This is a genomic window from Streptomyces hokutonensis (genome assembly GCF_042751305.1).
GTDB classification, from domain to species: Bacteria; Actinomycetota; Actinomycetes; order Streptomycetales; family Streptomycetaceae; genus Streptomyces; species Streptomyces hokutonensis_A.
In genome coordinates this window covers 333,662-346,287 of the sequence record NZ_JBHYWD010000009.1, presented here as the reverse complement: position 1 = coordinate 346,287, position 12,626 = coordinate 333,662, and the positions used below count along the sequence as shown (strand labels likewise).

Sequence of the window (12,626 nt, the reverse complement as noted above, 5' to 3'; positions counted from 1 at the left end):
CGCGGGCCCCCGCCCCCCCCCCCCCCTCCCCCCCGCCCCCGCCCCCCCCCACCCTGGGGGCGGCTACTTCTCGGTCACCCCTGCGGAGTCGAACGTCGCCACCTCGTGCATCGCCCGCGCCGTGCTCTGCACCAGCGGCAGGGCCAGCAGCGCGCCTGTGCCCTCGCCGAGGCGGAGGTCGAGGTCGACCAGGGGACGCAGGCCGAGCTTGTTGAGGGCGGCGACGTGACCCGGTTCTGCGCTGCGGTGGCCCGCGATGCAGGCCGCGAGGACCTCGGGGGCGATGGCGCGCGCCACGAGGGCCGCCGCGCCGGCGCTGACGCCGTCCAGGATCACCGGCGTACGCAGGGACGCGCCGCCGAGCAGCAGGCCGACCATGGCCGCGTGCTCGAAGCCGCCGATCGCGGCGAGGACGCCGATGGGGTCGGCGGGGTCCGGCTGGTGGAGTTCGATCGCGCGGCGCACGACCTCCGTCTTGCGGGCCAGGGTCTCGTCGTTGATGCCGGTGCCCCGGCCGGTGACATCGGCGGGGTCGGTGTCCGTGAACACCGAGATCAGGGCGGCGGACGCGGTGGTGTTCGCGATGCCCATCTCACCGGTGAGCAGAGCCCTGTTGCCGGCCGCCACCAGGTCGCGGGCGGTCTCGATGCCCACCTCGATGGCCTGCTTGGCCTCCTCGCGGGACATCGCGGGACCGGTCGTCATGTCGGACGTGCCGGCACGGACCTTGCGGGGCAACAGGCCGGGGGTGGCGGGCAGTTCGGATGCCACGCCCACATCCACCACGCACACCTCGGCGCCCACCTGGCTCGCGAAGGCGTTGCAAACGGCGCCGCCGCCAAGGAAGTTGGCGACCATCTGGGCCGTGACCTCCTGCGGCCAGGGGGTCACGCCCTGCGCGTGCACACCGTGGTCGCCCGCGAAGATCGCGACGGCCGCGGGCTCCGGGATCGGCGGCGGGCACTGCCGGGACAGTCCGGACAGCTGCGCGGAGATGATCTCCAGCATGCCGAGCGAGCCCGGCGGCTTCGTCATCCGCTTCTGCCGCTCCCACGCCTCGCCGAGCGCCTTCGCGTCCAGCGGGCGGATCCCGGCGACGGTCTCCGCGAGCAGGTCGTGCGGGTCCTCGCCGGGCAGCGCACGGCGGCCGTACGTCTCCTCGTGCACGACCCACGACAGCGGGCGGCGCTTGGACCAGCCCGCCTGCATCAGCTCGGGCTCCTCCGGGAACTCGTCGACGTAGCCGACGCAGAGGTACGCGATGACCTCCAGATGTTCCGGCAGGCCGAGCGCGCGGACCATCTCGCGCTCGTCGAAGAAGCTGACCCAGCCGACCCCGAGGCCCTCGGCGCGGGCGGCGAGCCAGAGGTTCTCGACCGCGAGGGCGGCGGAGTACGGCGCCATCTGCGGCTGCGTGTGGCGGCCGAGGGTGTGGCGGCCGCCGCGGGTCGGGTCGGCGGTGACGACGATGTTCACCGGGGTGTCGAGGATCGCCTCGATCTTCAGTTCCTTGAACTGCTTCGCCCGGCCCTTGGGCAGCGACTTCGCGTACGCCTCGCGCTGGCTCTGGGCCAGTTCGTGCATGTTGCGGCGGGTCTCCGCGGAGCGGATGACCACGAAGTCCCAGGGCTGCGAGTGCCCGACCGACGGTGCCGTGTGCGCCGCCTCCAGCACGCGCAGCAGCACGTCGTGCGGGATCGGGTCGCTGCGGAAGCCGTTGCGGATGTCACGGCGCTCGCGCATCACCTTCAGCACTGCCTCGCGCTCGGCGTCGTCGTAGGCGGGTGCGGCAGGGCCGGTGGACTCCCGTACTTCTTCCACTGCGGCCGTGCTCTCTTCTTCCTGGTCGGCGGCCCGGGTGTCCAGGTCGTCCGCGTGCTGTACGAGTTCGGGCTCACCGTCGGCGTCGGCATCGGCCTCTCGGGGGCCGGGGACGGCGGCGAAGGCCTCCGCGCCGCCCGACGGGTCCTCCATGGGGAGGGTGAGGGGGTGCGGCGGGGTCGGTGCGAGGTGCGGGGTGGTGGGCACGGAGCCCTCCACCGGCACGAAGCGGCCGAGGGAGTCGTCGGGGTTCGGGCCCGCCGGGACGGACTGCGGCACCTCGGCGAAGTCGACGAACTCGGCTTCCGGGGCGGCGGGTTGGGCGAGGGGCTCTGCTACGAGGGGCTGCTCGGTGGAGAGCGGGGCGTGGAGGTCGGCGGCTTCCGCTTCGTGGCCCTCGGCGGTGGGCGGCTGCGGCGCGAGTACCGGCTCCGCTTCCGTCGCGAACTGCTGGTCCGGTACGGCTTCGGGCGGGGCGGCGGGCTGGAACGCCGGGTCGCCCGGGGTCGCGTCGAGGAGGACGGGTGAGTCTTCGACGAGCGGCTCGGGGACGTTCTCTTCGACGGGCGGGACCGCAGTGTCGGGGTGTTCCTCGACAGGGGCCGGGACCGGGACGGCCTCGGCGGGATGAGCCGAGTCGTGGGCCTGCGGTTCGGGTTGCTCGGCGTCCGAGGCGATCGGGCTCTCGACTGCCGTAGGAACAGCGGGAGTCGGCCCGGCGTCCTGGACCTGGACCTGGACGGCCTCGTCGAGAGCCTGGTCTTCCGGTGCCTGGCTCGGCTCCGCAGCGGCTACGGCTTCCGGGGTCGGGGAGACAGCGAACGCGTCATCGGAGGCAGGGCCCGCACTGTACGGGAGTTCGCCCTCAGCGCCGGAGCCATCACCATGCACCGCCTCCGGAGCCGTACCGACACCGGAGTCGAATGCGACCTCGGGGTCCACCCCGGCAACGGAGGCCGAAGCGCCGTCCTGGAGCTGAACGGCACCCAACCCCTCGGCGCCTTCCGGCAGTTGACCCGCCTCGGGCAGACCAACAGGTTCAGAGCTCTCCGTGCTCGCGTGAACCGAAGACGCAGAAGAAGCCGAGGACTCCACAGCGGATGCCGTGGCGGCCGTCGCCGCCGTCTCCACCGCGTACAGCTGGCCATGCCCCTGCCAGGCCTCGCCCGCGTCGGGGGCCTGCGCCAGGCCCGGGCCCGGCTCGGAAACCGGGGTGAGCCCGGTGTCCGCAGCCGTGGCGACTCCCCCGGTGGTCACCGCTTCCGTGGCGAGCCTCGACACCGGGGCCTGGGCCGCGTCGCCGGGCTCCGGAGCCGGTTCGACCACCGGTGTCGGTGCCGGTGCCTGTGCCGGAGCAACCGTTTCGGCGGTTCGCACCGCTGCGGCGACCGAGGAGTGGGCGCCCCAGGGGGCCGCACCCTGCGGGGGCAGGTCGCGGAGTTGGGGTGCGTCGAGGTACTCGGGGCTGGTCGTCGGCGGCCCGGACTGCCGTACCGGAGCGCCGGCGGGGCCGCGGTCGGCGAGGGAGCGGACCGGGCTCGCGGAGGTGTCGGGGAGGGGCGGGCCGAGGTGCAGCGGGCGGCGCGGGGTGACCGGCGCGGGCGGCGGTTCGGCGAGCCGGACGGCACCGAGGTCGACGGAGCCGCTGTCCCGACCCGCCATCTCGTGCGGACCCGGCTCGTGCGGAGCCTGCTCGTGCGGGGCCTGCTCGTGCGGAGCCGACGCGAGCGGGCCCTGCTCCTGCGGGGCCGGCTCGTAGGGAGCCTGCCCGTACAGAGCCGAATCCTGCCCCTGGAGAGCCGGCTCATGCGGACCCGGCTCGTACGCGGCAGGTTCAAGCGGACCCGGCTCGTAGGCGGCGGGCTCGAGCGGAGCCGGCTCCTGGACGGTCTCGACGACCGGCTCGGGGGCGGGGGGCGGGACCTCGTTGCCCCAGGCGCCCTGGGCGCCCGGGAGGAGCAGCAGGTCCTCGTCCTCGGCAGTGGTCTCGGAGAGGTAGGTGTACGCGCCGTGTGCGGGAACGCTCGGCTGTTCCACCATGCCTGCGTTCTCCGGCAACCCCTCGGCCGGGACCTGGCCGGTGTCGGTCATGCGTACCCCTCGCCCATCGGTTAGTGCTTCTACGACCCGCTCACCGGGAACGGCGCACCGACCGCCCCGCAGTGGAGAACGAGCGTGCCTGTCCAGCGGCACGAACGACTCGACGCCAAAAAGCGACAAAGCCATTTAGACGACAAAGCCATTGAATGGCATTGTCGCGGCCGTTGTGCCGTCACGGCAGCTTGATCCGCGACGGCCCGCTGTGGACTGCGCCACGTTGCGCGTCCTCCGGTTCCCGCTGTACCACACACACCCCAAAACGGGCGGGTTTTCCGGACATTGGCGAACGAAGCGCCGGTCCACCCTGTGCGGTACAACGGTCCGCCAGCCTACCGCGCGCAGTACGACAACAGGATCACGGGGACGGTTCGAGGGGTCAGGAAACGCGCTCCGGAAGGAGGCCGCTGAGCAGGAAAGCGACGCTCCGTTCCGTCTCCGTCCAGGCCCTGGTGTCGAGTTCGACGGACTGGATGAGGGCGCACTCCACGTGGTAGCCGTGCTCCGTGAGGTCGCGGCCGACGAGTTCGGCCTCGTCGCGGGTGGAGGCGTGCGCCACGATGCGCTGCGGGCGCCGGTCGGCGACCGCGGAGACGACGGCCACTCCCCCGCCGCCGACGCGTACCACGTCGGGTTCGGGGAGGTTCTCCAGGATGTACGGGGCGTCGCCCTTCACGATCTGGAGGTGCACGCCGAAGCTGCGGGCCGCGGAGTCGGTGCGGGCGCAGGCCTGGCTGTCGCGGTCGACGGCGATGACGGCGGCTCCGGCGCGGGCCGCCTCGATGGCGAAGGCTCCGCTGCCGCAGCCGATGTCCCACACGAGGTCTCCGACGCGCGGGCCGAGGCGGGCGAGTTGGGCGGCCCGGAGCAGTTCCGTCTCGCCCTCGCCGAGCTCACCGACATAGGCCTCGGCGGGGAGGGTCCAGCCCCGGGAGACGGCGGCCGGGTCTCGGCCGGCGATCCAGCCCTCGCCCGGTCCTGCCGTGACGGTCGGGCCGACCGGGCCGCCCATGACGATGACGACGTTGGGGTCGCGCCAGGTGCGGTCTGCGGCCTTGTCGGAGGTCAGGACGGTGACCTGCTCGTGCTCGGTGCCCAGTTCCTCGCAGATGACGAAGGTACGCTGGACGCTCCCCAGCAACAGGCCGAGCTCGGCGGGGCCGGCGCCCGGTGAGGTGAGAACGGCGACTTTTGCGTGGGCCCGGCACACGTTCACCGCGCGTCGCAGGGTGCGCCTGTGTGCGACGACCACCTGTGCGTCGTCCCAGGGCATACCGGCGCGGGCGAAGGCGGCGGCCACGGAGGAGACGGCGGGGACGACTTCGACCTCCAGGCCGAACTCGGGTGCGCGCAGGGTGCGTACGACTCCGAAGAAGCCCGGGTCCCCGTCGGCGAACACCACCGCGGTGCCGCGGACGCCTGCGATACGGCGGGCGGCGAGGGCCACGCTGCCGAGGCGGATGCGTTCGGCGCCCGCCGGTACCTCGGGCAGCTCCAGATGGTGGGGCGCGCCGGCCACCAGGGTGGCGGCGCTCAGGGCGGAGCGTGCCGCAGCTGTCAGCGGAGAGCCGTCCCAGCCGATCACCGTGACGCGGTCGGCCATCGTCGTCAGTCTCCAGGGGTAATTCGCAGGTCGTCGGGGGAAGCTGCCCGTACGCGGGCACCGTGAGGGTACCTGGTGCGGCTGGGCGGTGCTTCCGTGGTCGTACCCGCCGGATTCAGTTCCAGTCGGCGAGTGACGTGAAACCGTCGACGTCGGCGAGCTGCTCCGCCGTGCCCTCCAGGTCCTCGGGGAGGAGGCTCCACACGATGAAGTCGGTGCGGACGTCGATCCAGGTGCCGTCGTCGGCGTGGACGTGCGCTATGCAGGCGCCCCGCAGGACGCCCTCGCTGATGCAGCCGATCTTCTGGGCGACCTGCTGGGAGGCGGTGTTGTCGGCGGCGGTGCGCAGCTCGATGCGCTCCAACTTCTGGTCCCCGAACAGCCATTGGGCGGTCGCGAGGGCGGCTTCGGAGGCGTAGCCCTCGCCGCGGGCCCAGGGGGCGATGATGTACGACAGCTCGGTGGACCGGACATGCCAGTCGGTCTTGGTCAACTGGACGATGCCGACGAGCCGTTGGGTGAGGAACTCGGTGACGGCGAGGTCGAGGCCGCGGCCCGAAGTCCGTTCGGCGGGCGCGTAGTTGGTGATCCACTCGCGGGCGCCGGCCTCGGTGAACGGCTGGGGCACATCGGTCCAGGCCGCTACCTGCTCGTCGTTCATCATCTCGGCCAGGGCCTGCACATCGTCCTCGTCGAGGGGCCGCAGCACCAACCGCTCCGTGCTGATGGAGATGTTGGGGAAGGTGCTAGTCATGCGCCACTCCGTAACCTTTGGAAAATGTTCAGGGCAACCTGAACTGCCCAGCATGCAGCATGAAAGCAGGGAACCGCATCACGGGGTCCACCCGCGGTGAGCGAGTGGACCCCGTGCGTGGTGATACGCCGTATACGCCCCCCGTCAGCCGGAAGTGACCGGCAGGACGGAGCCCTTGTACTTCTCCGCTATGAACTTCTTCACGTCGGCGGAGACGAGCAGCTTCGCGAGCTTCTCGAGGCGGGGGTCGTCCTCGTTGCCGCGTTTGACGGCCAGGAGGTTGGCGTAGGGGTTGTCCTTCGCCGACTCCAGGAGGATCGCGTCCTTGGCGGGCTGAGGCCCGCGTCCTGGGCGTAGTTGTTGTTGATGACGGCCATGTCCACGTCGTGGAGCGAGCGCGGGAGGTGGGCCGGGTCCAGCTCCTTGAACCTCAGGTGCTTCGGATTGGCCGTGACGTCCGCGGGGGACACGTCGGTGCCCGCGCCCGCCTTGAGCGTGATCAGCCGCTTGGCGGCGAGGAGCTTGAGGGAGCGCCCCTCGTTGGTGGTCTCGTCCGGCACGGCGACGGTGGCTCCGTCGCCGAGCTTCGCGATGTCCTCGACAGGACGCAGTCCGTGAACTCCAGCTTCATTTCGGCCTTCTCGGCCAGGTTGTCCTTGATGTACGTCAGGACTTCACCGGCCGGCACGGCGGTGGCACCGACGACGAGGGTGTCGCCGTCCTTGCCACCGCCCTTACCGGAGTCCGAGCCCGACTCCGTTCACAAAGACGGTCAGAAGGACGGGATGACGGAGCCGGCGTACTTGTCCTCGATGAACTTCTTCACCTCGGGCGACGTCAGCAGCTTCGCGAGCTTCTTGACGCGCGGGTCCTTCTCGTTGCCCTTCTTCACGGCGAGGAAGTTGCCGTAGGGGTTGTTCGACGCGGACTCCAGGACGATCGCGTCCTTGGCGGGCTTCAGACCCGAGGAGATGGCGTAGTTGCCGTTGATGACGGCCGCGTCGACGTCGTCCAGGGAGCGCGGGGTCTGGGCCGCCTCCAGCTCCTTGAACTTGAGCTTCTTGGGGTTGTCGGTGATGTCCGCGGGGGTCGCCTCGTTGCCGACACCGGCCTTCAGGGTGATCAGCTTGTTCGCCGCGAGCAGCTTGAGGGCGCGGGCCTCGTTGACGCTGTCGTTCGGGACGGCGATCGTCGCGCCGCTCGTCAGGGCGTCGGCGCTCTTCACCTTGTGGGAGTAGAGGCCGAGCGGCTCCAGGTGGACCGTGACGACGGGCACGATGTGGGTGCCGTTCTTCTTGTTGAAGTCGTCGAGGTACGGCTGGTTCTGGAAGTAGTTGGCGCCCACCGAGCCGTCCTCGGTCGCCGTGTTCGGCGTGACGTAGTCGGTGAACTCCTTGACCTCCAGGTCGAGTCCGGCCTTCTTCGCCAGGTGGTCCTTGACGTAGTCGAGGATCTCGGCGTGCGGGGTCGGGCTCGCGGCGACGACCAGCGGTCCGCTGTAGTCGGAGGCCGAGGAGGAGCCCTTGTCCGAGCCGCAGGCGGAGAGCGCGAAGGTGAGCGCTCCGGCGGCGAGGACGGCGGTGGTGAGCTTTGCGGTGTTACGCACGAAAAGTGCCTTTCCTGAAGGGTGTCGCGTACTACGACCCCGCGTTGGGTGGTGCGGGGAGTCTGGGTGGGGGTGGGCCTACGCGGCTTTCAGCAGCCGTAGCCTCGGTGCCGGACCCGACCGTCCGCCGCGCCTGTGCGCGGAGCGGGCCGCGTAGTCGCCGGCGAACTGGATGAGGGAGATGACGACCGCGAGGATCGCCACCGTGATCCACATCAGCTGGGTCTCGAAGCGCTGGTAGCCGTAGCGGATGGCGATGTCGCCTAGACCGCCGGCACCGACCGTGCCGGCCATCGCGGAGTAGCCGATGAGGGCGACGATCGTGGTGGTGGTGCTGGAGATCAGCGAAGGCAGGGACTCCGGTACGAGGACCTTTCGCACGATCGTCCAGGTGTTGCCGCCCATCGACTGCACGGCCTCGACGAGCCCGCCGTCCACTTCGCGGACAGCTGTCTCAACCAGGCGCGCGAAGAAGGGAATTGCCCCGATCGCGAGCGGCACGATGGCGGCCTCGCGGCCGATGGTCGTGCCGGTGATGGTCCGGGTGAAGTTCATGAGCGCGACCATGAGGATGATGAACGGCAGCGAGCGGGCCACGTTCACGATCTGCCCGATGACCTTGTTGGCGGCGACGTTCTGGAGCAGTCCGCCACGGTCTGTCAGGACCAGCAGGATGCCGAGCGGGAGTCCGCCGACGACGGCGATGACCGTGGACCAGCCCACCATGTAGAGCGTGTCCCAACACGCCTGGGACAGCAGGGGCTGCATCTCCGACCAGCTCACTTGGCACCTTCCTTCAACAGTACGGGCTCCTGGCCCAACACGTCGATCTGCAGGCCCTGTTCGCGCAGGAAGCCGATCGGCACGACGTTGTCCTCGTAGCGGCCGGGCAGTTCGATGCGCATACGGCCGACCTGGAGTCCGCCGACGGTGTCGATGGCGGCGCCGAGGATCGAGATGTCGATGTTGTAGGTGCGCGAGAGCTGGGAGATGACGGGCTGGGTGGCGGCCTCGCCGTGGAAGGTGACGTCGACGACGGTCCGTTCCTCGCCGCCCGCCTCGCCGCTGACGGGGAAGAGCGCGGCGGCCAGCTCGGAGTCCGGGGTGGCGAGCAACTCGCTCACCGTCCCGGACTCGACGATGCGCCCGTGCTGCATCAGCGCTGCGGAGTCGCAGACCGACTTCACGACGTCCATCTCGTGGGTGATGAGCAGGACGGTCAGGCCCAGTTGCCGGTTCAGGTCGCGCAGCAGCTGGAGGATCGAGCGGGTGGTCTCCGGGTCGAGGGCGCTGGTGGCCTCGTCGGAAAGCAGCACCTTGGGGTCGCCGGCCAGCGCGCGGGCGATGCCGACGCGCTGCTTCTGGCCGCCGGAGAGCTGGGCCGGGTAGGCCTTCGCCTTGTCGGCGAGCCCGACGAGGTCGAGGAGTTCGAGGGCCTTGGCGGACCGTTCCTTCCCCGACTTCCCGAGGATTTCGAGCGGCAGCTCGATGTTGTCCTGGACGGTCCGCGAGGAGAGCAGGTTGAAGTGCTGGAAGACCATGCCGATACGGCTGCGCGCCTGGCGGAGTTCCCGTCCGGCGCGCGGTCCGCGCCCGGCGAGGGCGGTGAGGTCCTGTCCGTCGACGGTGACCGTGCCGGCGGTGGGCTTCTCCAGCAGGTTGACGCAGCGGATGAGCGAGGACTTGCCGGCGCCGGACTGGCCGATGACGCCGTACACCTCGCCTTCGCTGACGTGGAGGTCGACGCCGTCGAGGGCGGTGACCTCACGGCCGCGTGAGCGGTAGACCTTGGTCAGGCCCGATGTGGTGATCACTGGGGTTCCATGACTGTCGAGTACAAGGGCGTGAGTGTGCCCTGGTACGAGGGGGGAAATGTGCGTGGGGCGGCGGAGTCACACGGCATTCAGCACATGGACATGCCACGGCGGCTCGCTTCGGGGCGCGAGGCTGGGGCGGGTAGCCCGGGGGTGGTGCGGGGGCCCTCTAGAAGGCGCACATTCGACACATACAGCGAGCACCGGGCGTCAGGGTCGCCTCGGTCGCAAGGGTGCGGCTGCTCGTCGTGGTCATGGCATCAGTAAAGCAGACGTACGGTCCTGACAAAGGGCCGCTGTCCACATGCCGGACAGCGGCGGACACCCGTCAACCGCGTACGGAGATCTCCACTCCCTCGTCGCTGACCAGCGCGGACAGGGCTGACAGGTCACTCACAACTAGGTCGGCGTCCAGCTCGTGTGCCTCGTGCGTTGTGGCCAATGCCACGGTGATCATTCCGGCCGCGCGGCCCGCCTGGAGTCCCGCCGGGGCGTCCTCGAAGACGACGCAGCGGGCCGGGTCGACGCCCAGCCGGCGGGCGGCGAGGAGGTAGGGCTCGGGGTCGGGCTTGCCGCGCGTGACGTCCTCGGCGACAACAAGGGTCTTGGGCAGGATGTCGGCGTGCGCGAGCCGCGCTTCGGCGAGGCGACGGGTGGCGGAGGTGACGACGGCCCAGCGGTCGGCGGGCAGCGAGTCGAGGAAGTCCCGGGTGCCGGGCAGCAGAAGAGCACCCCCGTTGGTCACGTCCTCGACCTCCAGCGCCTCGATCCGGGCGACCGCCGTCGGGACGACGTCGGCGGGCAGCAGGTCGGCGGCTATCGCCACGGCGGTCCGCCCGTGCAGTTCGACCCGGGCGAAGTCCTCGGCGGTGATCCCGAACTCCGCCGCCCACCGCGTCCAGCACCTGCGCACGGATTCGAGGGAGGAGACGAGCGTGCCGTCGTTGTCGAACAGGAGGGCCTCAGCATGGATCTTCATGTTCCCGACCCTACGGTCACCGGGTCTTTTGGCCCGTAATAGGGTCGCCGCATGCTTGATGCCCTGACGCTGGCGATCGGTGTCGCCGCGCTGCTGCTCGCCGCCTGGACCGGGTGGGCGGCCTACCGCGACCAGTCGACGAAGGACTGGCACTTCATCGGAATGGCCGTGGTCACCCTGCTGGCCACGGTCCAACTGGTGGTCGGCATCGTGCAGTTGGCGCGCGGCGAGAAGGCGGAGCAGGGCACGGCGATCTTCGTGGCGTATCTGCTGGGCGCGTTCGCGGCCGTCCCGGCGGCGGGTTTCATGTCCCTGGCGGAGCGCACCCGCTGGGGCACGGCGACGGTCGCGGCCGGCGCCGTGGTCCTCGCCGTGCTCGAAGTCCGGCTCTACGACATCTGGGGAAGCTGAGATGACCACCGTGGAAGAGAACACCGTGGAAGAGAAGCCCAAGCGGCTCATCAGCGGGCCCGGCATGCTGCTCGTCTGGTTCTACGGCGTGATGGTCGTCGGCGCGGTCTCGCGCTCCGTCTACCAGATCGCCACCGAGTTCGACCGGGCCCCGCTCGCCTACTCGCTGTCGGCGGTCGCGGGTGTGGTGTACGGCTTCATCACGTACTCCCTGATCCGCGGCGGCGAGCGGGCCCGCAGGGCGGCACAGGCGTGCTGCGCCGCCGAACTCGCGGGTGTCCTGATCGTCGGCACGCTGACCGTGATCGACAGCTCGGCCTTCCCGGACGCGACGGTCTGGTCGTACTACGGCGCGGGGTACATCTTCATCCCCGTGCTGCTGCCGCTCTCAGCGCTCTACTGGCTCCGGAAGAACCGGGACGCCAACACCGTCACGCCGTAGCGACGTACGCCTCGACCGGCTTCTCCAGGACGATCATCGGTACGCCGTCGTCGCCCTGGGAGGTGCCCACGGTCTCGTAGCCGACGCGGCGGTAGAGGCGCAGGTTGCCCTCGCTGCGGTGGCCGGTGTGGAGGCGGAACTTCTTGGCGCCGCGTTCCTCGGCGAGGGCCGATTCGGCCGCGCGCAGGAGGCGGGCGCCGATGCCGTGACCCTGGAGGCGCGGGTGGACGCAGAGCTTGCCGATGGCTGCCGCGCCGTCCTCGGTCACCGTGCCGCGGACCGAGCCGACCACCTCCTCGCCCAGCCGCGCCACGAACACGCAGTCGGAGCCGAGTTCGGCCCGGACCGAGTCGAGGCTCTGGACGAGCGGGTCGATGCGGTAGTTGCCGTACAGCGCCGCCTCGCTCTGGAAGCACAGGTACTGCAGCCTGAAGATCTGCTCCGCGTCCTGCTCGGTCGCCACCGAGATGGTCACACTCATGCCCATGTGCGCACGCCTCCCGCTCACCTGATCGCCATGTGGTTCTCACTCCTATCCCCGCGCTTCGCGGGCCGCAACCTCCGGCGTCAGCAATCGCCGGAGACATCCCAGACATCTGGAACGTTCCGGGCCGAGACTGCCCTGTGAGATACCCAACTCCCCAGCGATCTCGCGGTAGGTGAGGTCCTTGGGCGACAGCAGCGCCTCCATCAGACGCGGGCAGCGGCCCGGCAGCCGGCGCACCGCGTCGTGCAGCGCGCGGTGCCGCGCCGCCGTGAGGGCGACCTGCTCGGGGCCGCGGTCGGTGTCCTCGGCGGGGTCGTCGTCGTACGACTGCTCGAGGCGAGCGGTACGGCGGGTGCGCTGGGCCTCCGAGCGGACCGCGCGGCGGAGCCAGCGCTGGGGGTCGACCGGTGGGCCGGAGGCGTCCAGGAGCTCCAGGAGGCGGAGCCAGACGGCCTGTTCCAGGTCGGCCGGTTCGGTTCCGGAGGCATATGCCTCGGCGGAGGCCTCGGCGGCGAGCAGTGGGCGCAGGGTGGCGACGAGTTGGTGTGTCATATGCGGCACGACGTGGCCGCCCCCGCACAAGGTTGCCGGGGCGGCCGTCTGTCACTCCAA

General features: G+C 70.6%; 11 protein-coding genes and 1 pseudogene. 2 read left to right on the top strand and 10 right to left on the bottom strand.

The annotated features are described in order from the left end of the window. Positions 1-63: 63 nt before the first annotated feature. The 8 genes and pseudogenes from cobT to ACFXC1_RS25235 form a co-directional block, all read right to left on the bottom strand. Positions 64-3,912 carry a nicotinate-nucleotide--dimethylbenzimidazole phosphoribosyltransferase gene (cobT, locus tag ACFXC1_RS25270; RefSeq protein ID WP_381246035.1) on the bottom strand — a complete coding sequence of 1,283 codons (3,849 nt, stop codon included), beginning with the start codon at positions 3,910-3,912 and terminating at the stop codon, positions 64-66. A 385-nt stretch (positions 3,913-4,297) separates the two neighbouring features. Further along, complete coding sequence (gene cbiE, locus ACFXC1_RS25265) at positions 4,298-5,521, bottom strand: precorrin-6y C5,15-methyltransferase (decarboxylating) subunit CbiE (RefSeq protein WP_381246033.1); 1,224 nt, start codon at positions 5,519-5,521, stop codon at positions 4,298-4,300. A 115-nt stretch (positions 5,522-5,636) separates the two neighbouring features. Beyond that, positions 5,637-6,275: a GNAT family N-acetyltransferase gene (locus ACFXC1_RS25260; RefSeq protein ID WP_381246031.1), complete on the bottom strand. Its 639-nt coding sequence runs from the start codon at positions 6,273-6,275 to the stop codon at positions 5,637-5,639. A 144-nt stretch (positions 6,276-6,419) separates the two neighbouring features. Then, positions 6,420-7,029: pseudogene (locus ACFXC1_RS25255) on the bottom strand (MetQ/NlpA family ABC transporter substrate-binding protein); the annotation flags it as partial. 18 nt (positions 7,030-7,047) lie between these two features. Beyond that, positions 7,048-7,881 (bottom strand): MetQ/NlpA family ABC transporter substrate-binding protein, encoded by an 834-nt coding sequence (locus tag ACFXC1_RS25250; protein WP_381246029.1) that lies wholly within the window; start codon positions 7,879-7,881, stop codon positions 7,048-7,050. A gap of 78 nt (positions 7,882-7,959) precedes the next feature. After that, entirely contained in the window at positions 7,960-8,664 is a 705-nt protein-coding gene (locus ACFXC1_RS25245) for a methionine ABC transporter permease (protein ID WP_381246027.1), read from the bottom strand. After that, complete coding sequence (locus tag ACFXC1_RS25240; protein WP_381246025.1) at positions 8,661-9,695, bottom strand: methionine ABC transporter ATP-binding protein; 1,035 nt, start codon at positions 9,693-9,695, stop codon at positions 8,661-8,663. The genes ACFXC1_RS25245 and ACFXC1_RS25240 overlap by 4 nt, the downstream gene beginning before the upstream one ends. A 328-nt stretch (positions 9,696-10,023) precedes the next feature. Beyond that, entirely contained in the window at positions 10,024-10,674 is a 651-nt protein-coding gene (locus ACFXC1_RS25235) for an HAD family hydrolase (RefSeq protein ID WP_381246023.1), read from the bottom strand. 51 nt (positions 10,675-10,725) lie between these two features. Between ACFXC1_RS25235 and ACFXC1_RS25230 the strand changes: the two genes are divergently transcribed. Both ACFXC1_RS25230 and ACFXC1_RS25225 read left to right on the top strand, forming a co-directional pair. Beyond that, entirely contained in the window at positions 10,726-11,085 is a 360-nt protein-coding gene (locus ACFXC1_RS25230; protein ID WP_019066313.1) for a hypothetical protein, read from the top strand. 1 nt (position 11,086) lies between these two features. Continuing rightward, on the top strand, positions 11,087-11,527 hold the full coding sequence (locus ACFXC1_RS25225; RefSeq protein WP_381246021.1) for a hypothetical protein: 441 nt from the start codon (positions 11,087-11,089) through the stop codon (positions 11,525-11,527). Here the strand turns inward: ACFXC1_RS25225 and ACFXC1_RS25220 are convergent. Both ACFXC1_RS25220 and ACFXC1_RS25215 read right to left on the bottom strand, forming a co-directional pair. Then, positions 11,517-12,014, bottom strand: coding sequence for a GNAT family N-acetyltransferase (locus ACFXC1_RS25220; protein WP_019066311.1), 498 nt, complete (start codon positions 12,012-12,014; stop codon positions 11,517-11,519). The two genes, ACFXC1_RS25225 and ACFXC1_RS25220, sit on opposite strands and share 11 nt — an antisense overlap. Positions 12,015-12,059: 45 nt before the next feature. Continuing rightward, positions 12,060-12,566 carry a sigma-70 family RNA polymerase sigma factor gene (locus tag ACFXC1_RS25215; RefSeq protein WP_381246018.1) on the bottom strand — a complete coding sequence of 169 codons (507 nt, stop codon included), beginning with the start codon at positions 12,564-12,566 and terminating at the stop codon, positions 12,060-12,062. Between the last annotated feature and the right edge of the window lie 60 nt (positions 12,567-12,626).